17 protein-coding genes are annotated in these 22307 nt (G+C 66.3%); 4 read left to right on the top strand and 13 right to left on the bottom strand.

The window, feature by feature from the left end:
- Nucleotides 1-154: 154 nt before the first annotated feature.
- From aspS to D9X30_RS10425, 13 genes are all read right to left on the bottom strand, one after another.
- The gene (gene aspS, locus D9X30_RS10485; protein ID WP_092595400.1) at nucleotides 155-1963 is read right to left on the bottom strand and encodes an aspartate--tRNA ligase; all 1809 of its coding nucleotides are present in this window, start codon (nucleotides 1961-1963) and stop codon (nucleotides 155-157) included.
- 48 nt (nucleotides 1964-2011) lie between these two features.
- The gene (locus tag D9X30_RS10480; protein ID WP_249640935.1) at nucleotides 2012-2707 is read right to left on the bottom strand and encodes a DUF502 domain-containing protein; all 696 of its coding nucleotides are present in this window, start codon (nucleotides 2705-2707) and stop codon (nucleotides 2012-2014) included.
- A 13-nt stretch (nucleotides 2708-2720) separates the two neighbouring features.
- The gene (locus D9X30_RS10475) at nucleotides 2721-3017 is read right to left on the bottom strand and encodes an FmdB family zinc ribbon protein (RefSeq protein WP_153946531.1); all 297 of its coding nucleotides are present in this window, start codon (nucleotides 3015-3017) and stop codon (nucleotides 2721-2723) included.
- Nucleotides 3018-3211: 194 nt separating this feature from the next.
- Nucleotides 3212-4648, bottom strand: coding sequence for a high affinity choline transporter 1 (locus tag D9X30_RS10470; RefSeq protein ID WP_153946530.1), 1437 nt, complete (start codon nucleotides 4646-4648; stop codon nucleotides 3212-3214).
- A 280-nt stretch (nucleotides 4649-4928) separates the two neighbouring features.
- Nucleotides 4929-6506: a ubiquinone biosynthesis regulatory protein kinase UbiB gene (ubiB, locus tag D9X30_RS10465; protein WP_153946529.1), complete on the bottom strand. Its 1578-nt coding sequence runs from the start codon at nucleotides 6504-6506 to the stop codon at nucleotides 4929-4931.
- A gap of 57 nt (nucleotides 6507-6563) precedes the next feature.
- Nucleotides 6564-7241, bottom strand: a complete 678-nt coding sequence (locus D9X30_RS10460; RefSeq protein ID WP_153946528.1) for a ubiquinone biosynthesis accessory factor UbiJ — start codon at nucleotides 7239-7241, stop codon at nucleotides 6564-6566.
- 114 nt (nucleotides 7242-7355) lie between these two features.
- Complete coding sequence (locus D9X30_RS10455; RefSeq protein WP_153946527.1) at nucleotides 7356-8345, bottom strand: Tim44 domain-containing protein; 990 nt, start codon at nucleotides 8343-8345, stop codon at nucleotides 7356-7358.
- A gap of 50 nt (nucleotides 8346-8395) precedes the next feature.
- Nucleotides 8396-9127: a bifunctional demethylmenaquinone methyltransferase/2-methoxy-6-polyprenyl-1,4-benzoquinol methylase UbiE gene (ubiE, locus tag D9X30_RS10450; protein ID WP_153946526.1), complete on the bottom strand. Its 732-nt coding sequence runs from the start codon at nucleotides 9125-9127 to the stop codon at nucleotides 8396-8398.
- Between the two features lie 22 nt (nucleotides 9128-9149).
- Nucleotides 9150-9566, bottom strand: coding sequence for a gamma-butyrobetaine hydroxylase family protein (locus tag D9X30_RS10445; protein WP_153946525.1), 417 nt, complete (start codon nucleotides 9564-9566; stop codon nucleotides 9150-9152).
- A gap of 58 nt (nucleotides 9567-9624) precedes the next feature.
- Nucleotides 9625-11535 carry an ABC transporter ATP-binding protein/permease gene (locus D9X30_RS10440; protein ID WP_153946524.1) on the bottom strand — a complete coding sequence of 637 codons (1911 nt, stop codon included), beginning with the start codon at nucleotides 11533-11535 and terminating at the stop codon, nucleotides 9625-9627.
- A gap of 210 nt (nucleotides 11536-11745) precedes the next feature.
- Nucleotides 11746-12180: an HIT family protein gene (locus D9X30_RS10435; protein ID WP_153946523.1), complete on the bottom strand. Its 435-nt coding sequence runs from the start codon at nucleotides 12178-12180 to the stop codon at nucleotides 11746-11748.
- A gap of 79 nt (nucleotides 12181-12259) precedes the next feature.
- The gene (locus D9X30_RS10430; RefSeq protein ID WP_153946522.1) at nucleotides 12260-16234 is read right to left on the bottom strand and encodes a DUF3683 domain-containing protein; all 3975 of its coding nucleotides are present in this window, start codon (nucleotides 16232-16234) and stop codon (nucleotides 12260-12262) included.
- Between the two features lie 199 nt (nucleotides 16235-16433).
- A complete protein-coding gene (locus tag D9X30_RS10425) occupies nucleotides 16434-17012 on the bottom strand; it encodes a YqaA family protein (RefSeq protein ID WP_153946521.1) in 579 nt (192 codons plus the stop codon).
- Nucleotides 17013-17269: 257 nt separating this feature from the next.
- On the opposite strand from D9X30_RS10425, the gene D9X30_RS10420 reads away from it, so the two are divergent.
- The 4 genes from D9X30_RS10420 to D9X30_RS10405 all read left to right on the top strand — a co-directional run bounded on the left by D9X30_RS10420 (nucleotide 17270) and on the right by D9X30_RS10405 (nucleotide 22299).
- Nucleotides 17270-17764: a (2Fe-2S)-binding protein gene (locus D9X30_RS10420; protein WP_153946520.1), complete on the top strand. Its 495-nt coding sequence runs from the start codon at nucleotides 17270-17272 to the stop codon at nucleotides 17762-17764.
- 12 nt (nucleotides 17765-17776) lie between these two features.
- Nucleotides 17777-20161 (top strand): xanthine dehydrogenase family protein molybdopterin-binding subunit, encoded by a 2385-nt coding sequence (locus D9X30_RS10415; protein ID WP_153946519.1) that lies wholly within the window; start codon nucleotides 17777-17779, stop codon nucleotides 20159-20161.
- A gap of 14 nt (nucleotides 20162-20175) precedes the next feature.
- Nucleotides 20176-20976: an FAD binding domain-containing protein gene (locus tag D9X30_RS10410; RefSeq protein ID WP_153946518.1), complete on the top strand. Its 801-nt coding sequence runs from the start codon at nucleotides 20176-20178 to the stop codon at nucleotides 20974-20976.
- Between the two features lie 426 nt (nucleotides 20977-21402).
- Nucleotides 21403-22299, top strand: coding sequence for an AAA family ATPase (locus D9X30_RS10405; protein ID WP_153946517.1), 897 nt, complete (start codon nucleotides 21403-21405; stop codon nucleotides 22297-22299).
- Nucleotides 22300-22307: the final 8 nt, after the last annotated feature.

Here is a 22307-nt window from a genome sequence, read left to right as displayed (position 1 = left end):
GCTTCGCGCGCATCAGGCAGAAAGACATCATCCGGGGTGGCTTCGTTTCGAGTGGTAACAAATGGAAACGCATCCTTGCGCCGAAAACAAAAAAGCCGCGCTGGTGCGCGGCTTTCGTACCGGAACCGGAATGATCGGGTCTCGGGTCGGGCGATCAGGCAGTCGTCTTCGGCTCTTGCGCGCGCAGACGGATATGCAGTTCGCGCAGTTGCTTCTCGTCGACCGAGCTCGGGGCCTGCGTCAGCAGATCCTGGGCGCGTTGCGTCTTCGGGAAGGCGATCACGTCGCGGATCGAATCGGCACCGGCCATCATCGTCACGATACGGTCCAGGCCAAAGGCCAGGCCGCCGTGCGGCGGCGCACCATATTGCAGCGCGTCGAGCAGGTAGCCGAACTTGGCACGGGCTTCCTCGTCGCCGATCTTCAGCGCGCGGAACACCTTGCTCTGCACGTCCTCGCGGTAGATACGGACCGATCCGCCGCCCATTTCCCAGCCGTTCAGCACCATGTCGTAGGCCTTGGCGATGCACTTGCCCGGGTCGGTTTCCAGGTACTGCAGGTGCTCGTCCTTGGGGCTCGTGAACGGATGGTGCATGGCCACCCAGCGGGCATCTTCCTCGTCGTACTCGAACATCGGGAAGTCGATCACCCACAGCGGCTTCCAGGTGTCCTCGAACAGGCCGGTGCTCTTGCCGAATTCCGAATGGCCGATCTTCAGGCGCAGCGCGCCGATGGCGTCGTTGACCACCTTGGCCTTGTCGGCCCCGAAGAAGATGATGTCGCCATCCTTGGCTTCGGTGCGCTTCAGGATTTCGGCAATCGACGCGTCGTGCAGGTTCTTCACGATCGGCGACTGCAGGCCATCACGGCCCTTGGCCACTTCGTTGACCTTGATCCAGGCCAGGCCCTTGGCACCGTAGATCGCCACGAACTGGGTGTAGGCATCGATCTCGCCGCGCGAGATGGCGCTACCGCCCGGCACGCGCAGGCCCACCACACGACCGTTGTCGCTGTTGGCCGGACCCGAGAACACCTTGAAATCGACGTCCTTCATGACGTCGGTCAGCTCGGTGAATTCCAGCTTGACGCGCAGGTCGGGCTTGTCCGAGCCAAAGCGGGCCATGGCTTCGCGGAACTCCATCACCGGGAACTTGGAGACCAGGTCCACGTCGATGGCGTTCTTGAACACGGTGCGCATCATGTCCTCGAACAGGTCACGGATCTCCTGTTCGGTCAGGAACGACGTTTCGCAGTCGATCTGGGTGAATTCGGGCTGGCGGTCGGCGCGCAGGTCCTCGTCACGGAAGCACTTGGTGATCTGGTAGTAGCGGTCGAAGCCCGAGACCATCAGCATCTGCTTGAAGATCTGCGGCGACTGCGGCAGCGCGAAGAAGTGGCCCGGGTTCACGCGCGACGGCACCAGGTAGTCGCGGGCGCCTTCGGGCGTGCTCTTGCCCAGCATGGGGGTCTCGATGTCGATGAAACCCTGTGCGTCCAGGTACTTGCGCACTTCCATGGCAACCTTGTAGCGCAGGCGCAGGTTGTATTGCATCTGCGGACGGCGCAGGTCCAGCACGCGGTGCGTGAGGCGCGTGGTTTCCGACAGGTTGTCGTCGTCCAGCTGGAACGGCGGCGTGACCGACGGGTTCAGCACGGTCAGCTCGTGGCACAGCACCTCGATCTTGCCCGAGGTCAGGTTGCTGTTCTCGGTACCGGCCGGACGCGGGCGCACCTTGCCGACCACGCGGATGCAGAATTCGTTTCGGATCTCTTCCGCGGCCTTGAACATCTCCGGACGGTCCGGATCGCACACCACCTGCACCAGGCCTTCGCGGTCGCGCAGATCGACGAAGATCACGCCGCCATGGTCGCGACGGCGCTGCACCCAGCCCGTCAGGGCCACTTCCTGGCCGGTCAGTTGTTCGGTCACCAGACCGCAGTAATGTGTACGCATGGAAGACATAGGAGAGAGTCCCTGTAATGCACGGCCGCCAGGCAGCCGCGCGCAAATTCAGTTGGTATGGGTGTCGGCGACTTCGTCGGCAACCAGCGCGCCGTCGTCCGCGCGGGCATCGCCGCCGGTGCGGCGCGGCAGTTCGGTCGGCGCCACCACGCCCATCGACACGATGTACTTCAGCGCCGCGTCAACGGTCATGTCGAGCTCGATGGTGTCTGCCTTCGGCATCATCAGGAAGAAGCCCGACGTGGGGTTCGGCGTCGTCGGCACGTACACGCTGACGTATTCGCCCTGCAGGTGATTTTGCACGTCGCCGCCCGGACGTCCAGTCAGAAACGCAATCGTCCATGACCCTTCGCGCGGATACTGCACCAGCAGCGCCTTGCGGAACGCGTTGCCCGACGACGACAGCAGCGTGTCCGACACCTGCTTCACGCTGGTATAGATCGGCCCCACCACCGGGATATGGCCCAACAACGCTTCCCACCAGCGCACCAGGCGCTGGCCGATGAAGTTGTGCGCCAGCACGCCCACCAGCAGGATGAACAGCAGGGTCAGGATGGCGCCCAGCCCGGGGATGCGGCGCCCGAAGATGTTCTCGGGCTGCCACGCCAGCGGCAGCAGCGCCATGCTCTGGTCCATCGTGCCGATGATCAGGTTGAGCACCCACAGCGTGATGCCCAGCGGCACGAGCACGAGCAGACCGGTCAGGAACCAGGTCTTGATGGCGGACGTTTTCTTGGTAGCCACGGCTTGCCGGCGCTCAGTTGCTGCCGGCGGCCGGCGTGGCCGGTGCCGCAGGCGCGGGAGCCGGCGCGGCATCGGCTGCCGGCGAACCGGCCGGTGCGCTGGCCGGTGCGCTGGTGCCGCCGCTGCCGCCACGGAAATCCGTCACGTACCAGCCCGAGCCCTTGAGCTGGAAGCCAGCTGCGGTTAGCTGTTTCTTGAAGGTCCCCGCGGTGCCGCAGGATGGGCAGTCTGTAAGCGGGGCATCGCTCATCTTCTGCAGCACATCGCGCCCGTGGCCGCAGGCGTCGCAACGGTAGGCATAGATCGGCATGGTTCTTTCGTGGAATCTGAAACGTAAAGCAGGTAAGTGGCTGCGCCCGGTCGGATCGACAAGGGCCTGCGCACGAAAATACCCGCGCGGCGGTGCAAAGCCGTTGATTATAAACCGTCGGCGGGGCGTCTACGGGCTGGAAATGCGGGCTTTCGGGGGCGTAATCGTCACGATATCGCCGCGGCGCTTAAAAGTTAAGCAATGTGCACTTCGCGGACGGGTGGCCGGTCGCTGATCCATTGCGGCAGCAGCGAGCCGAACACCATGCCGCCAATCGAGCACAGCAGGCCCACCATCTGCGGCGGCACGGTAGCGTCGGCAAACGCCACCTCGCAGGTCAGCCACGAACTCAGGCCCAGCACGATGGCCAGCAGGCCGCCCTGGCGCGTGGCCGGCTTCCAGAACAGGCCGAACGCCAGCGGCACGAACGCCGACACGAGCGTCACCTTGTAGGCGTTTTCCACCATGTGGAAAATCGACAGGTGCGAATTCAGCGCGAACAGCGTCACCAGCGTGGTAAAGACCAGCACCACCGCCTGCATCACGCGCAGGAACTGCTTGTCGCTCAAATGGCGGAAATACGGGCGCAGGATGTTCTCCGCGAACGTCACCGACGGCGCCAGCAGCGTGGCCGACGCGCAGCTCTTGATGGCGGACAGCAGCGCGCCGAAGAACATCACCTGCGCGAACATCGGCGCGTGGTTCAGGATCAGTTGCGGCAGGATCAGCTGCGAATCCGCATGGATGTACTTCTCGACCATCTGCGGGTCGATCAGCGTGGCCGAATAGGCCAGGAACATCGGGATGAACGCAAAGAAGAAGTACAGCACGCCGCCCAGGACCGACGCGCGGCCGGCGATCTGTTCGGTTTTCGACGAGGTCACGCGCTGGAACACGTCCTGCTGCGGAATCGATCCGAGCATCATGGTGAACAGCGCCGCCGCAAACCCGATGATCTGCACCAGATCCAGCGACGGCAGGAACTCGAACTTGCCCGCCGCCGCCGCGTGCGACACCACGGCCGTCACGCCGCCAGCCTGGCCGCTGACCTCGTAGCCGATATAGAGCATGCCGACCACGATGATGATCATCTGGATGAAGTCGGTCACCGCCACCGACCACATACCGCCGAACAGCGTATAGACCAGCACGCTGGCCGCGCCGATCATCATCCCGGCTTCCTGCGACAGCGCGCCGTCCGACACGGTATAGAACACCAGGCCCAACGCCTTGATCTGCGCCGCCACCCAGCCCAGGTACGACACGACGATGCACAGCGTGGTCAGCACTTCGGCCAGCCGGCCGTAGCGGTTGTGATAGTAGTCGCCGATGGTCAGCAGGTTCATCCGGTACAGCGGCCGGGCGAAGAACAGACCGACGAGGATCAGGCAGAGCGACGAGCCGAACGGGTCGGACACCACCCCCGACAGGCCTTCCTTCAGGAAGACCGCCGGGATGCCGAGCACGGTTTCAGAGCCGAACCATGTGGCAAACACCGTGGCGGTGACGATGTAGAACGGCAGGCTGCGGCCCGCGACGGCGAAGTCGGCGGTGCCCTTGACGCGCAGTGCCGCCCACAGGCCGATGCCGACCGAGATAACCCAATAGATGATGACGAACCAGATCAGCATGCCGCTGCCCTATCCCAAATAGCCAGAAATGCCCTGGTGGCGAAAAACCGAATGCCGGCCGGATGCCTTGGAACATGCCAGGCTGACTCCGCCCGGAGTCCAATTCATCGGTCGGGGCCGCTGGCGCCCGGGAGGGGGCATAGGCGGTCGTAGCCGAATCAAAACGCGGATTATAGCGACGCAGACCCCCCGGAATGAAAAAAATTCCCCGGGGCGCGGTCAAATCCCCACACTCGCACCGGCACGGTGCAGCGTGGGGCGCACGGCATCTGGCGCAGCCTTACCAGTAGCCCGCCCAGGCCAGCGCCTGGACGATCACGATGCCCGCCAGGAAGCCGCCCATCAGCATCAGCGCGGTGGAAAGCCGGCGGTTGGTACGGCGCTGCTCGTGCACCAGCTGGGTCAGCAGGCGCTCCTGCTCGCCGTTGTTCAGCAGCGCACGGCGCTCCAGGAACTGATGCGCCAGCCGCGGGAAGTCAGGCAGCATCTTGGCCCATTGCGGCGCCTCGACCTTGACGCGCTCCCAGGCGCCCTGCCAGCCGACCTGCTCGTACATCCAGCGTTCCAGGAACGGCTTCGCGGTCTTCCAGAGGTCCAGATCGGGGTCCAGCTGGCGGCCCAGGCCTTCGATATTGAGCAGCGTCTTCTGCAGCAGCACCAGCTGTGGCTGGATTTCGACGTTGAACCGGCGTGACGTCTGGAACAGGCGCATCAGCACCATGCCCAGCGAGATTTCGCGCAGCGGCTTGTCGAAATACGGCTCGCAGCAGGCGCGCACCGCCGATTCGAGTTCCTCGACGCGTGTCTCCGGCGGCACCCAGCCCGACTCCACGTGCAGCAGTGCCACCCGGTGGTAGTCGCGGCGGAAGAAGGCGATGAAGTTCTGCGCCAGGTAATTCTTGTCGAACTCGGACAGCGCGCCGACGATGCCGAAGTCCAGCGCGATATACCGGCCGAAGGTCTCCGGCTGCACCGACACCAGGATGTTGCCCGGGTGCATGTCGGCATGGAAGAAACCGTCGCGGAACACCTGCGTGAAGAAGATCTCCACGCCTTCCTCGGCCAGCTTGTGCATGTCGACGCCGGCCGCCTTGAGCGATTCGGTGCGCGAGATCGGGATGCCGTGCATCCGCTCCATCGTGAAGACGGTGCTGGTACACCAGTCCCAGTACACCTCGGGCACGCACAGCAGGTCGCTGTCGGCAAAGTTGCGGCGCAGCTGGCTGGCGTTGGCCGCTTCGATCATCAGGTCCAGTTCGTCGTGCAGGTACTTGTCGAACTCGGCCACCACCTCGCGCGGCTTCAGGCGGCGACCGTCGACCCACACGCGCTCCAGCCACGTGGCCATGTCGCGCATCAGCGCCAGGTCGCTGTCGATCACGGGCAGCATGCCGGGGCGCAGCACCTTCACGGCCACCTCGCGGCCATGGTTCGGGCCGCCGCGCAGCGTGGCGAAGTGAACCTGCGCAATCGACGCGCTGGCCACGGGCTGGTGTTCGAAGTTCTCGTACAGCTGTGCCAGCGGCCGGCCCAGCGACTTCTCGATGATCTTCACGGCCACCGCCGAATCGAACGGCGGCACCTGGTCCTGCAGCTTGGCCAGTTCGTCGGCGATATCGGGTGGCATCAGGTCGCGCCGGGTAGACAGCACCTGGCCGAACTTGACGAAAATCGGCCCCAGGGTCGTCAGCGCCAGGCGCAGGCGCTCGCCGCGCGGCTGTTCCAGCTTGCGGCCGATAGTGATCACGCGCACCAGGAACTTGATGCGCCGACTCTTGAAGCCGGACAGCACAAGCTCGTCGAGCCCATAGTACAGGATGACGAAAATAATCTTGCAGAGACGCAGCAGGCGGGTCATGCGGGGATTTTCAAAAGACGGCGCCGCGCGACGCGGCAGCGAAGAGTGACATGGCGATTAACGGTGGGCCGACGGAAGCTGGCCCGAAGCCCCCTCCCCCTGTCCACCCGTGCGTTCCAGGCGTTCGAGCCGCTTTTCCAGCCGCGCCAGGTCGTCCCGCACACGCGCCACGTCGGCACCGAACCCATCCAGCGCGGCATGGCGCACGAGGGTCGGCTGCTCGTCGAGCAGGTATTCGGTCACATTGTCCAGCAGTGCCCGGCCCACGCGCGTGGCACTTTCATGCACCTGGCGCGCCCCGTCCACCATGCGCTGGGCCACGCTGTCGCTGACCGGGCCGCCCATCACGCCACGCAGCGCCCGCGACAGGTCTTCGGCCGCGTCCCAACGCAGGTTGCGCGCCAGCGTCGACACCGCATTGGCCAGTTCCGCATCGCCTTCGATCCGGACATGCCGCATGGCGGCGGCCTGGCCGCCCTCGGCCACGTCGGCCACCACCAGCGGCCACTGCTGCAACGGCACCCGCAGCGTCACGGCGGGCGTATCGGCTTCGGTCGCCTGCTCGATGCCGCCCCGGTCCGTGATCCGCAGGGACAGCGCGAATGCCGCGGCGTCGAACCGGATGACACGGCCGGCAAATGGCGCCAGCAGGCCGCAGGCCCAGGGCTCCTGTTCGATCAGGTGATTCAGTGCGGCGACGATCGGCGCGGCCAGGGGTGTCGGCAATGCGTTCATGGCGTCCGGTTCCGGGCAGTCTGCCCAATAAAAAAGGCCCACGCGTACGTGGGCCTCCATTCTAAGCTACTCGGCCGCCGCTTCATGTCATCCATGCGGCGGCGGTCGCGCCGCTCAGGCTTCCTGCTGGATGCCAGCCAGCAGCCAGCCGCCGCCGGACGCCGACTTGGCCAGGTTCCAGACCTCACCGAACGGTTGCGCCGCTTCGCCGGCCGTCTCGCGGATCATGCCCGAGAAACGCACGCTGGCAATATGCTGGGCCGGCGTGGTCTCGATGCCCAGCAACTGGGCATCCAGCGTGACAACGTCGGTCTTGTTGACGGACTCGCCGCGCTCGGACAGGTCCATCTTGATCTCGGCAAACATTTCCGGCGTGGTGAATTCGCGGATGTCGTCCAGGTTGCCGGCATCCCAGGCGGCCTGGAGGCGCACGTAATGTACCTTGGCGTTGCGCAGGAAGGCTTCGGTGTCGAAGTCGGCCGGCACGCCCCATGGCTGCTGCACTGCAGCAGCGGCGGCCGCGCCGCCCATGACCGGGTTGGCTGCGGCGCCGTTGTAGCCGGCCGGCTGCACCGGTTCGGCCTGACGCAGCGTCGGCTCGGCATTGCGTGCCGCACCGCCAAACGGCGAGTTGTTGCCGTTGCTGCCCATGCCGGCGTAGGCCGGCGTCTGCGTACGGGCCGAGCCGCCACGGAACTTGCGGAACAGCCACAGGGCGATCATCGCGATCACGGCAAAGATGATCACGTTGGCCAGGAAGCTGGCTGCCGCGCCACCGAGACCGAAGTGCGACAGCAGGTAGCCCAGGCCCAGGCCAGCCGCCAGGCCGCCGAGCATACCGCCCCAGTTACGCTTGGGCGCCGCAGCCGCTGCGCCACCCGCGGCACCCGCGGCCGCCGGCGCAGCCTGCTGCTGCGCGGGCTGCTGCTGGGCCGGCGCATTCTGCTGCGGCGGCGTGGCCTGACGCTGCTGCGTCACGTTCGACGATTGCTTGCCGACGCTGCGCGACCCGCCGAGGCGTTTCGCATTGGCGTCGAGTGCGGCCCCCATGGCTACCGTCATGATCAGCGCGGCGGCCAGGAATTTTCCACGAAAAGAAGACATTTGAACTTTTCCCCTGTCATTTTCGGCCATTAGCGGCCGAACATGGCGAATTAGTACTTTCTCCCGACGTGGAGCGCCACGACTCCGGCCGTCAGGTTGAAGTATTCGACTTGTTCCAGCCCAACTTGTTCCATCAAGCGTACAAGTGAACCCTGGTCCGGATGCATTCTGATGGATTCCGCGAGATAGCGATAGCTCGGGGCATCCCCAGCCACGCGCTCGCCCAGCCAGGGGAGCACCTTGAAAGAATAGACGTCGTAGAACTTCTCGAGCGGCTTCCAGACCTTGGAAAACTCCAGCACCATCACCTTGCCGCCCGGCTTGACCACACGGCGCATCTCGGCCAGGGCGCGGTCCTTGTGCGTCATGTTGCGCAGGCCGAAGGCGACCGTGACCAGGTCGAAATAGTTGTCTGGGAACGGGATCTTTTCGGCGTCGCACAGCGCCACCGGCGTGACGATGCCTTTGTCCAGCAGGCGGTCGCGGCCGACGCGCAGCATCGATTCGTTGATATCGGTCAGCCAGACCTCGCCCTTCGGGCCGGCCTGCTTCGCGAAGGCCTTGGCCAGGTCGCCCGTGCCGCCGGCGATGTCCAGTACCTTGTGGCCCGGCCGCACATTGGCCTGGGCGATCGTGAACATCTTCCAGACGCGGTGCATGCCACCGGACATCAGGTCGTTCATCACGTCGTATTTGCTGGCCACCGAGTGGAACACGCCGGCAACCTTGCCGGCCTTTTCCGATTCGTCGACCTTGTCGAACCCGAAGTGGGTTTCGCTCATTCTCAGACTCCAGGTACTAGATTCAGTGATGATGGCCGCATGCGTGGCCGCCGGCCGCCGGCATCGGCGCATCGCGGTCCAGCCCGGCCGCCTCCAGCCGCTTCAGATAGCCATCCCACAGCGTGTCCTGCTGGTCGCCCAGGCGGTACAGCAGTTCCCACGTGTAGATGCCGGTGTCGTGGCCATCGTCGAAGCGGATCTGGATCGCATAGTTGCCCACCGGCTCCACCGCCGCGACGCCCACATGGCGCTTGCCGGTCTGCAGCGTTTCCTGGCCCGGGCCGTGGCCCTGGACTTCGGCGGACGGCGAGTATACGCGCAGCAACTCGAATGGCAGCCGCCAGGTGCGGCCATTGTCGAAGCCGATTTCCAGCACGCGCGACTGCGTATGGACGGTCAGCGCGGTGGGGTGAGGAGTATCTTTGTCGAGGCCTGCCATGATCGATGGTCGGGGCGCCCGCCTGGGCGGCCCCCAAAGGGCCGTTACAGCGGCGCCGTCATGCGTCTTGTACGACCCGATAGCTTACTCCACCCCCCTCGGCTTGCCCATCCCGCGGGCCGCCGCCGCTTTCGTCGTTGCCCCGGTTCACCGGCACGTAGCGCAGGCGCCGGCCATGGAAGGCCGCCACGGTGCTGCGGTGCGCGATGCTGACGATGGCTGCCCCGGGCAGTTCGTCCACCATCAGCTGGTACATCGCGCTTTCGGTTTCCTCGTCCAGCGCGCTGGTGGCCTCGTCCAGGAACAGGTAATCCGGCTTCTGCAGCAGGGCCCGGGCAAAGGCCAGGCGCTGCTGCTCGCCGGGCGACAGGCGCAGCGACCAGTTGTCGAATACGTCCAGATGCTTCGTCAGCATGCCCAGCCGCGCCTTGCGCAGCACGGCCACCAGCGTCTCGCGCGAATGGCTGTTGCCGGCGTCGGGGTACGACAGCGCGTCGGCCAGCGTGCCGATCGGCAGGTAGCTGCGCTGTGGCAGGAACAGCATGCGCCGGTGCGGCACCGTGATACGGCCGCTGCCATAGGGCCAGATGCCGGCCAGCGCGCGGAACAGCACGCTCTTGCCGCAGCCCGACGGCCCGTGCACCAGCCAGCGTTCGCCCGGCGCGATCGACAGCGAGAACGGCGCCACCAGCGGGCGCTGCCCCGGGTGGCTGTCGGGATCGACACCTTCGTCGTCCACGCCGAACCCGCCGCGCACCGGCAGCGCCAGGGCCAGGCCGCTGATCGAGATATCGCCCTCGGCCGGGCTGGAGGACTGCACCACCTCGATATCGCCCGGGCCTTCGTGCGTCAGTTCCTGGCGCTCGGCCACCCGCATGGCGTCCTGGAAATCGATCAGACGGTTGGCGGCGGCCTTCCAGCCCACCAGCGTCGAATAGCTGTCGACGAACCAGGACAGCGCGCCCTGTACCTGGCCGAACGCGGAGTTGATCTGCATGAGGCCGCCCAGCGTGAGCTTGCCCGAGAAATAGCGCGGCGCGGCCACCAGCAGCGGGAAGATGATCGCAAACTGGCCGTAACCCGAGTTCACGAACGTCAGGCGCCGGGTGTAGCGCATGAGCTGGTTCCAGTTTGCCCGGATCCGCTCGAAACGGGCGCGCAGGCCCGCCTGCTCGGTCGGCTCGCCGCGATACAGCGCCACGGGCTCGCTGTTTTCGCGCAAACGCACCAGCATGAAACGGAAGTTTGCCTCGTACTGTTCCTGCTGGAACGACAAGCCGATCAGCGGTCGCCCCACGAAGTGGGCAATCAGCGAGCCCACCACCGCGTAGCCGATGGCAAACCAGACCATGTAGCCGGGGATCGTCAGGTCCGTGCCGCCCAGCGCCAGCGTGATCGGGCCCGACACCACCCAGAGGATGCCGATGAACGACACCAGCGTCACCGCCGAATTGAGCAGCCCCATCGACAGCGTCAGCGCGCCGTCGGTGAACTGGCGCAGGTCATCGGCCAGCCGCTGGTCGGGGTTGTCTGTGGCATGGGTCTGCTCGATGCGGTAGTAGGCCTGGTGCCCGAGCCAACGCTGCATGAAGGTGCCCGTCATCCACGTGCGCCAGCGCATCTGCAGCATCATCTGGTAGTACTGGCGCGAGATCGCCAGCACGATGAAGCAGGCCGCGATCCACGAAAAACGCAGCAGCAATGCCTTGAACGAGACGAAGTCGCGCTGCTCGATGGCGTTGTAGAACACGCGGTTCCACTCGTTGAGCAGCACGTTGATATAGACGATGCCCAGGTTCAGCGCCACGACCAGCGTCAGCAGCCCCAGGCCGGCCTTGCGGTCTTCCGAGCTCCAGTACGGCTTGATCAGCGCCCAGGTGGCGGCCAGGCGCAGCCGGCTCTGGTTCTTGAGGGCCTCGGCGGGTACGGCAGGACCGGGCACGATAACGGACGACGGTGTGGATGACATGGCGCCAGCGGTTGGCCCGCCGCGCAAGGCCGGCGGGCATGTTGTTGTTCGACCGGAGTCAGACGCACCGCCCGGCGGGCGGGTTCCGTACCAGACTGCTACGGCACTTTACAAGGGGATGGGAAGCATTGCAGCGGAACCGGTCAATAGCGGCCGCAAGTCGCCGGCAGCGGGCTGGTTGTCGGTTGCCCAACGCAGGCTGCACCGGCTTCAGTCCGGATCGGACAGCATCGAAAGTGCCGTGCGCAGCGCCGGGAGCCGGCTGCCCAGTTCGGCAATGCGCGCGGCATCGGCGGCCCGCTGGGGCGTGGCCCACACAGACTCGGGGAAATGGGTGTCCCAGCGGTAGCGCGGAATGATGTGCCAGTGCAGGTGCGGCACCATGTTGCCGAACGCGGCCAGGTTGACCTTGTCCGGCGTCATGACTTCGCGCACCACGCGCTCGACGCGTGCCACCAGCCGCATCAGCCACGCCTGGTCGGCATCGTCCAGGTCGGTCAGCTCGGCCACATGGTCGTTCCAGACCACGCGGCAGAAGCCGGGAAAGCGGTCATGCTCGACCAGGATCACGCGCGCGCGGTCGCCCATCCAGACCAGCTCGCCGCCATCGGCTTCGCAGAGGGGACAGTTGGGGAATCGGGTCATTGGGTCACGTTTGAATTTGGCGATGGCTTGCTCCCCTCTCGCTCATGGGAGAGGGGAGCGCATATCCACGGCTCGTGGTTTAAACCAGCACCCGCTCGATACCACCCGCGTTCGCCCTGGCGACATACTCGGGCAACCAGTTGTCGCCCAGCAGGTGCTTGGCCATTTCCACGACGATGTAATCGGCCGTGACCGACGCATCCTCGTTGTACCGCGACAGGCCTTGCAGACACGACGGGCAGCTGGTCAGGATCTTGACATCGCCGTTGAAGTCGTCGGTGCGCAGCTTGTCCGCACCCTTGCGCATCTCCTCTTCCTTGCGGAACCGGATCTGCGTCGACACATCCGGACGCGTCACGGCCAGCGTGCCCGATTCCCCGCAGCAACGCTCGTTCTTCTCGATCTTGCCGCCGCCCTGGTTGCCGCCCATGAGGTCGTTCACCAGCCTGGTCGGGTCCATCGTCTTGATCGGGGTGTGGCAGGGGTCGTGGTACATGTAGCGCGTACCGGTCACGCCTTCCAGCTTGACCCCCTTCTCCAGCAGATACTCGTGGATGTCGATGATGCGGCAGCCCGGGAAGATCTTGTCGAACTCATACCCGGCCAGCTGGTCGTAGCACGTGCCGCAGCTGACCACCACGGTCTTGATGTCGAGGTAGTTCAGCGTATTGGCCACGCGGTGGAACAGCACGCGGTTGTCGCTGACCATCTTTTCGGCGCGGTCATACTGGCCGGCGCCACGCTGCGGATAGCCGCAGCACAGGTAGCCCGGCGGCAGCACGGTCTGCACGCCCACGTGCCACAGCATGGCCTGCGTGGCCAGCCCCACCTGCGAGAACAGGCGCTCCGACCCGCAGCCCGGGAAGTAGAACACGGCCTCGGTCTCGGCCGTGGTCGTCTTCGGGTTGCGGATGATCGGCACGATCTCGTTGTCTTCGATATCGAGCAGCGCGCGCGCCGTCTTCTTGGGCAGGTTGCCCGGCATCTTCTTGTTGATGAAGTGGATCACCTGCTCCTGCACCGGCGGCTTGCCAACCGTGGCGGGCGGATGCTGGGTCTGCTTCTTCGCGAACTTCTTGAGCACCTCGTTGCCCAGGCGCTGCGCCTTGTAGCCCCAGCCGATCATGGCCGCGCGGGTCATGTTGATGGTCTGCGGATTGGTCGCGTTCAGGAAGAACATCGACGCGGCGGTGCCCGGGTTGAACTTCTTCTGGCCCATCTTGCGCAGCAGGTTGCGCATGTTCATCGACACGTCGCCGAAGTCGATCTTGACCGGGCAAGGCGTCACGCACTTGTGGCAGACGGTGCAGTGGTCGGCCACGTCCGAGAACTCGTCCCAGTGCTTGATCGACACGCCGCGGCGCGTCTGTTCCTCGTACAGGAACGCCTCCACCAGCAGCGACGTGGCCAGGATCTTGTTGCGCGGGCTGTACAGCAGGTTGGCGCGCGGCACGTGCGTGGCGCACACCGGCTTGCACTTGCCACAGCGCAGGCAGTCCTTGACGCTGTCGGCAATGGCGCCGATGTCGCTCTGCTGCATGATGATGGACTCATGTCCCATCAGGCCGAACGACGGCGTGTACGCATTGCGCAGGTCGGCGCCCGGCAGCAGCTTGCCCTTGTTGAAGCGGCCCTGCGGGTCCACGCGCTGCTTGTATGCGCGGAATTCCCCGATCTCTTCCTCGGTCAGGAATTCGAGCTTGGTGATGCCGATGCCGTGCTCGCCCGAGATCACGCCGTCCAGCGAACGCGCCAGGTCCATGATGCGGGCCACCGCGCGGTGCGCGTCCTGCAGCATGTCGTAGTCGTCCGAGTTGACGGGGATGTTGGTGTGCACGTTGCCGTCGCCGGCGTGCATGTGCAGCGCCACGAACACGCGGCCGCGCAGCACCTGCTTGTGGATCTTCTGCGCCTCGTCCAGGATCGGCTTGAATTCGCCGCCGTTGAAGATCTTGCGCAGTTCGGCGCGGATCTCGTGCTTCCAGCTCACGCGGATCGTGCGGTCCTGCATCAGGTGGAACACCGTGGCGTCCGGCTGCGTCTGCAGGCGCTGCTCGAAGGCCGGGCCCAGGAGGCCCAGGCCGTGGCCGATCAGCGACGCGCGGGCGGTCTGCAGCGGCGTATCGAGGTGATCCTGCAGATAGCGCCAGCGCGCGCGGATCTCGCGCAGCAGCGTCAGCGCATGCTGCACGCGATCTTCCAGCAGTTCGGCGCTCGGAATCTCGTTGGCGTCGTCGCTGCGGCCCAGCGGCAGGTTGCCGCGCGCGAAGAATGCTTCCAGCTCGTCCAGCAGCTTGAGCTTGTTCTTGGTCGACAGTTCGATGTTGATGCGCTCGATGCCGTCCGTGTACTCGCCCATGCGGGGCAACGGAATCACCACGTCCTCGTTGATCTTGAAGGCGTTGGTGTGGCGCGCGATGGCGGCGGTGCGCGAGCGGTCGAGCCAGAACTTCTTGCGGGCCTCGGGGCTCACGGCGATAAAGCCTTCGCCGCTCTTGCCGTTGGCCATGCGGATCACTTCCGAGGTGGCGCGCGCCACGGCGTCTTCGTCGTCACCGACGATATCGCCGATCAGCACCATCTTCGGGAAGGCATTGCGCTTGCTCTTGGTGGCGTAGCCGACCGCGCGCAGATAGCGTTCGTCCAGATGCTCCAGGCCCGCCAGGATGGCACCGCCCTCGCGTCGGGATTCGGCATCGAGGAAATCCTTGATCTCGACGATGCTGGGAATGGCGTCGCGCGGCTGGCCGAAGAACTCCAGGCAGACCGTGCGGATGTGCTTCGGCATGCGGTGCAAAATCCAGCGCGCGCTGGTGATGATGCCGTCGCAGCCTTCCTTCTGCACGCCGGGCAGGCCGGCCAGGAACTTGTCGGTGACGTCCTTGCCCAGGCCTTCCTTGCGGAACTTGCGGCCTTCGATGGCCAGCGTCTCGGTGCGCAGCACCTTCTCGCCGGGGCGGCGGTTGCCGTCCGACCACTTCAGCTCGAACGTGGCCACCGGCACGTCGTGGATCTTGCCCAGGTTGTGGTCCATGCGGGTGATCTCGAGCCAGTTGCCCTCGGGATCGACCATGCGCCACCACGCCAGGTTGTCCAGCGCCGTGCCCCACAGCACGGCCTTCTTGCCGCCCGCGTTCATCGCCACGTTGCCGCCGATGCACGATGCATCGATCGACGTCGGGTCCACCGCGAACACCAGTCCAGCGCGGTCGGCGGCATCGGCCACGCGGCGCGTCACCACGCCGGCGCCCGAGAAGATCGTCGCCACCTTGTGCGGCACGTTGGGCAGGTCGGACATCTCCACCGCGTCCAGCTGTTCCAGCTTTTCGGTGTTGATGACGGCCGAGAACGGCGTCAGCGGCACGGCGCCGCCGGTGTAGCCGGTGCCGCCCCCGCGCGGAATGATGGTCAGGCCCAGCTCGAAGCAGCCCTTCACCAGGCCGGCGATTTCTTCCTCGGTGTCCGGGGTCAGCACCACGAACGGGTATTCCACGCGCCAGTCGGTGGCGTCGGTCACGTGCGACACGCGCGACAGGCCATCGAACTTGATGTTGTCCTTCTGGGTCACCTTGCCCAGCACGCGCTGGGTGCGCTTGCGCAGCGCGTAGGCGTCGGCGAATTCCTGCTGGAACGACTCGATCGCCTGCTTGGCGAACGCGACCAGCTGCTCCACGCGGTGCGAACGGTCTTCCGCGGCGGGCTCGGCGTGCTCGGCACGGTCGGCGGCGCGGCGCTTCTCGATTTCGTTCAGGCGGTGGTGCAGCGCGCTGACCAGCATCTGGCGGCGCTTGGGATTTTCCAGCAGGTCGTCCTGCAGGTAGGGATTGCGGCGGACCACCCAGATATCGCCCAGCACCTCGTAGAGCATGCGGGCCGACCGGCCGGTACGGCGTTCGCCGCGCAGTTCGTCGAGGATGCGCCAGGCTTCTTCGCCCAGCAGACGGATGACAATCTCGCGATCCGAAAACGACGTGTAGTTATAGGGGATCTCACGCAGGCGCGGCGGGGCGTCCTGCGTGGCGAGCTTGGCATCGAGCACGAGTGGGGCGTTCATGGGCGGGACCGCTTCGAAGCTGCGCACGGGGACGGTGCGCGATTTTCGTCATTAAAGGGCGATTGTACTGCAACGCCCAGTTTCGCCGCACCGCAGCAAGCCCGTTTTGGGGGAATAACCCCTGAAAGTGTCCGGGATCGGCATCGATTGCATGCAATTTCGCGCATTTCCGGCATTTCCGGCGCCTGCCCGGCCGCGCCTAGAACCACTGCCGGATCGCCGCGCCCACGCCATGCCAGAAAGAGTTGGGAATCCAGAGCAGGCTTGCCGTCATGGCCAGGTAGCGCAGGAACTTGCCGATCGCCATATAGAACAGGCTGCGCCAGAACGGCAACCGCAGCCAGCCGGCCAAAGTGCACAGTGGATCACCAATACCAGGCAGCCACGATAACAGCATCGTCGGCGGCCCGTAACGGCGCATCCATCGGAAATATCTGGCGTCCAGCCGGGGCTTGTGCCGCTTGCGAGGGTGTTTGCGGTGCTCGGCATGTTCGCGCTCATGCTCGTGGTGCTGGCGCCGCTGGCGGTAGCGCACCACCGCCAGCTTGGCGGCGTACCCGAGCCACCAGTCGATGGCGCCGCCCAGTGTGTTGCCGGCCGTTGCCACCAGAATCGCCGGCCAGAACATGTCCGGATCGAGCTTCACGTAGCCGAAGACGGCGGGCTCCGACCCCAGCGGCAGCAGCGTGGCCGACACCAGGCTGACCACGAAAATGGCCGGCAGCCCGACCTTGGGCAGGGCTACGGTCTCGAACAGCCAGTCGATGAAGGCTTCCATGCGTGGGGACGTTGGACAGGCCGCTCAGGGCAGGGGAACCCGCATGGCAGCACCGAAGGTTTTGTGATTTACTTTTAGAGCCTGTGGCGGCGGATCGTTCATTCCGCCGCAAGACCGGGCGAACCCGGCAGCACCAATATCACGAAATAGCCGTCTCAACCAAGCGGCAGTACCGCGTCGTGGCCCGTCCCGCGCAGTCTTTCATTCGGGGATCGGCGGAGCTGGCCATGCGCGCACCACCCCACATGGAGACAAGCATGGCGATTCCGATCCGCCTGACGGTCAACGGCAAGCCCGTTGACTCGCAGGTCGAACCCAATACCCTTCTGGTCCAGTTCCTGCGCGAGCAGCTTCGCCTGACCGGCACCCACGTGGGCTGCGACACCGCCCAGTGCGGCGCCTGCACCGTCCACCTGGACGGCCGTGCCGTGAAGTCCTGCAACATGCTGGCAGTCCAGGCGGACGGGGCCAGCGTGACCACCATCGAAGGTCTGGCGGCCAACGGCGAGATGCATCCGATGCAGCAGGCGTTCCGCGAATGCCATGGCCTGCAATGCGGCTTCTGCACGCCCGGCATGGTGATGGCGGCCACGTCGCTGCTGCAGCAGCAGCCGCATGCCGATGCCCAGGCCATCCGCGAGCAGCTCGAAGGCAATCTGTGCCGCTGCACCGGCTACCACAACATCGTGCGTGCGGTGCAGCAGGGGCAGGCCGCCATGCAGGGCGACCGCGCCACGGTCAGCGCCGAATAAGGGAGGCCCGTCATGAACGCACCCGAAAAGCACCCGTTCATCGGCACGCCCGTGCGCCGCAAGGAGGACTACCGCTTCCTGACCGGCAATGGCCAGTACACCGACGACGTCACGCTGCCGCACCAGAGCTACGGCTACTTCGTACGCTCGCCGCACGCGCATGCGCGCATCCAGTCGATCGACACGGCGCAAGCCCTGGCGTCGTCCGGCGTGATCGCCGTGCTGACCGGCGACGACATGGCCGGCGACAAGGTGGGCGGCCTGCCCTGCGGCTGGCTGATCCACAGCATCGACGGCTCGCCGATGAAAGAGCCGCCCCACCCCGCCCTGGCGCACGGCAAGGTCCGCCACGTGGGCGACCAGGTGGCGCTGGTCATCGCCGAGTCGCTGCAGCAGGCGCGCGATGCGGCCGAGCAGGTCGTGGTCGATTACGACGAGTTGCCCGCCGTGGTCAACCCGGCCGACGCCGCCGCGGCAACCACGCTGGTCCACGACGACGTGCCGGCCAACACCTGCTACACCTGGGGCCACGGCGACCGCGCCGCCACCGACGCCGCATTCGCCAGGGCTGCCCACGTGACCACGCTGGAGATCGTCAACAACCGGCTGATCCCGAACGCCATCGAGCCACGCGCGGTCAACGCCAGCTACACCCGCCAGGACGACAGCTACACGGTCTACGTGTCCAACCAGAACCCGCACGTGGAACGGCTGCTGATGGGCGCCTTCGTGCTGGGGCTGCCCGAATCGCGCCTGCGCATCATCGCGCCCGACGTGGGCGGCGGCTTTGGCTCGAAGATCTTCCTGTATCCGGAAGACGTGGCGCTGACCTGGGCGTCGAAGAAGGTCGGCCGGCCGGTCAAGTGGACGGCCGAGCGGTCGGAATCGTTCCTGACCGACGCACACGGCCGGGACCACGTGACCCGCGCCGAACTGGCACTCGATGCCGATGGCAAGTTCCTGGCCATGCGCGTGCACACGGTGGCCAACATGGGCGCATACCTGTCCACGTTCGCCAGCAGCGTGCCGACGATCCTCTACGCCACGCTGCTGGCCGGCCAGTACGCCACCCCGGCCATCTACGCCGAGGTGCAGGCGGTGTTCACCAACACGTCGCCCGTCGATGCCTATCGCGGCGCGGGCCGGCCCGAAGCCACCTACGTGGTGGAGCGCCTGGTCGAAGCCGCCGCGCGCGAGACGGGCACCGACCCCGCCACGCTGCGCCGCAAGAACTTCATCCGCACCTTCCCGTACGCCACGCCCGTGGGCCTGACCTACGACACCGGCGACTACGAACCCTGCCTGGCGCGGGCCCAGGAACTGGCCGATGTGGCGGGCTTCCCGGCGCGCCGCGACGCCGCAAAGCAGCGCGGCAAGCTGCGCGGGCTCGGCTATTCCTGCTACATCGAGGCCTGCGGGCTGGCCCCGTCGAACATCGCCGGGGCGCTTGGCGCGCGTGCGGGCCTGTTCGAAGTCGGCGAGATCCGCGTCCACCCGACCGGCACGGTGACCGTCTTCACCGGGTCGCACAGCCACGGGCAGGGCCACGAGACCACGTTCGCGCAGATCGTGGCGGACCGGCTCGGCATTGCAATGGATGCCGTGGAGATCGTGCATGGCGACACCGGCCGCGTGCCGTTCGGCATGGGCACCTACGGCTCGCGCTCGCTGGCCGTGGGCGGATCGGCCATCATGAAGGCGCTGGACAAGATCGAGGCCAAGGCCAAGAAGATTGCCGCGCACCTGCTGGAGGCCTCCGACGCCGACATCGAGTTCCAGGACGGCGTGTTCCGCGTGGCCGGCACCGATCGCACCAAGACCTTCGGCGAGGTGGCGCTGACCGCCTACGTGCCGCACAACTACCCGCTGGACAAGCTCGAACCGGGCCTGAACGAAAACGCGTTCTACGACCCGACCAACTTCACGTATCCGTCCGGCGCCTATATCTGCGAGGTCGAGGTCGACCCCGACACGGGCGAGTCGCACGTCGTCAAGTTCACGGCGGTGGACGACTTCGGCAACGTCATCAACCCGATGATCGTCGAGGGCCAGGTACACGGCGGCATCGGCCAGGGGCTGGGCCAGGCCATGCTGGAGCAGTGCATCTACGACCCCGACAGCGGCCAGTTGCTGACCGGCTCCTATATGGACTACGCCATGCCGCGCGCCGCCGACCTGCCGGACTTCACGGTGGAAACCGCCAGCGGCACGCCCTGCACGCACAACCCGCTGGGCGTGAAGGGCTGCGGAGAGGCCGGTGCCATCGGGTCGCCGCCGGCGTTCATCAACGCGCTGGTCGATGCGCTGTCGCCGCTGGGCGTGCGCGACGTGCAGATGCCCGCCACGCCGCACCGCGTGTGGCAGGCCATCCAGGCTGCCCAGGGCAGCGCCGCATAACGGAGGAGACGACCATGTACGCATTCCAGTATGAACGCGCCACGGACGCCGGCACCGCCGTGGCCAAGCTCAAGGCCGATGGCGAGGCCAAGTTCCTGGCCGGCGGGCAAAGCCTGCTGGCGGCCATGAAGCTGCGCCTGGCGGCCCCGTCGACACTGGTCGACGTTACACGTATTCCAGGCATCGCAGACATCACGGTGCAGGGCAACGAACTGGTGATCGGCGCGGCCGCGCGCCACGCCGACGTGGCCGCCAACGCCGACGTCATGCGCCGCATTCCGGCGCTGGCCGCGCTGGCGTTCGGCATCGGCGACCGCCAGGTGCGCGCGATGGGCACGATCGGCGGATCGCTGGCAAACGACGATCCCGCCGCGGACTATCCGGCGGCAGTGCTCGGCCTGAACGCCACCGTCGTCACCGACCGCCGCAGCATTGCCGCCGACGACTTCTTCAAGGGCCTCTACGAGACCGCGCTGGCGCCTGACGAGCTGATCACGGCCGTACGGTTCCCCGTGCCCGATCGCGCTGCCTACATCAAGTTCCGCAACCCGGCGTCGCGCTTTGCGCTGGTGGGCGTGATGGTGTCGCGCACCGGCCAGTCCGTACGCGTGGCCGTGACCGGCGCGGCCGACAGCGTGTTCCGCGCCCCGGCGCTGGAGCAGGCGCTGACGGCCATCTTCACCGTGGCCGCGGCACGCGCGGTGAAGGTCGATCCGTCCGGCCTCAACGGCGACCTGCATGCGTCGCCCGAGTACCGCGCGCACCTGATTCCGGTGCTGACGGCCCGGGCGGTGGAGCAGGCGCTGAAGGGATAGTGTCGCCTGCGGCTCACCCGCCCCTTCGGCTTGCTCCCCTCTCCCGCAAGGCGGGAGAGGGGCCGGGGGAGAGGGCACGGCATGTCAGGCACCACCATGCTGAATCACACCGACGGCTTCGCCCGCCCGTTCGGTTTGCTCCCCTCTCCCGCAAGGCGGGAGAGGGGCCGGGGGAGAGGGCACGGCATGTCAGGCACCACCATGCTGGATCACACCGACGGCTTCGCTGGATGTGGCCGCTTGCTGTACCACCCCTCTCCCCTGCCCTCTCCCCATGAGGGGAGAGGGAGCCAGGACACTAGTGTCTGCGTCCACCTGGGCGTGGCTCGCGGCGGTGGCCGTTAAACAACCGTCGGCTTCGTTGAATTGGCTTCGTTGAATTGGCTTCGTTGAATTGGCTTCGCTAACCTGCTTGCTGCCGTGACAATGCTCCCGACCTCCATCGACCAGACCCTCACCCAGCTCGAAGCCCAGCAGTACTTCGCCGATCGCGAGGCCGCCACCGTGCTGTACCTGGCCCTGCGCATGCAGCGCCCGCTGTTCCTGGAAGGCGAGCCCGGCGTGGGCAAGACGGCGCTGGCGCAGGCCATGGCCGGCGTGCTCGGCACGCGGCTGCTGCGGCTGCAGTGTTATGAGGGGCTCGATGCCGCCAGCGCGCTCTACGAGTGGGACTACCCGCGCCAGATCATGGCGCTGCGCCTGGCCGAAGCGCGCGGCGAGCGGCCCGAGCAGCAATCGCTCTACCATGACGACTACCTGCTCAAGCGGCCGCTGCTCGAATCGCTGCTGCCGGACCCTGCCCGGCCCGATGTGCCGCGCGTGCTGCTGATCGACGAGATCGACCGCGCCGACGAGCCGTTCGAGGCGTTCCTGCTCGAAGTGCTGTCCGAGTATCAGGTATCGATCCCCGAAATCGGCGTGATCCGCGCCGAGCGCCCGCCGCTGATCGTCATCACGTCGAACCGCACCCGCGAGGTACACGACGCGCTCAAGCGCCGCTGCCTGTACCAGTGGATGGGCTACCCGGGCCGCGACCGCGAACTGCAGATCGTGGCCGCCCGCGCGCCCGAAGCCGCCGCGGCGCTGCAGCACCAGGCAGTGGACTTCATCCACCGACTGCGCGGCATCGACCTGTTCAAGGCACCCGGCATTGCCGAAGCCATCGACTGGTGCCGCGCGCTGGCCGCGCTGGGCGTAACCGAACTCGATCCGCAGTCGGTACGCGACACGCTGGGCGTGCTGCTCAAATACCAGGACGACCTGGCGCGCGCCGATGGCCCGACCATCGCGGAACTGCTGGCCGGCGCCGCCCCGGCCGCCTGATATGCCGC

It is taken from the genome of Cupriavidus sp. U2 (assembly GCF_009663685.2).
Taxonomy (GTDB): domain Bacteria; phylum Pseudomonadota; class Gammaproteobacteria; order Burkholderiales; family Burkholderiaceae; genus Cupriavidus; species Cupriavidus necator_C.
The sequence above is the reverse complement of the archived record's forward strand: the minus strand, read 5'-3'. Positions and strand labels throughout refer to the sequence as shown.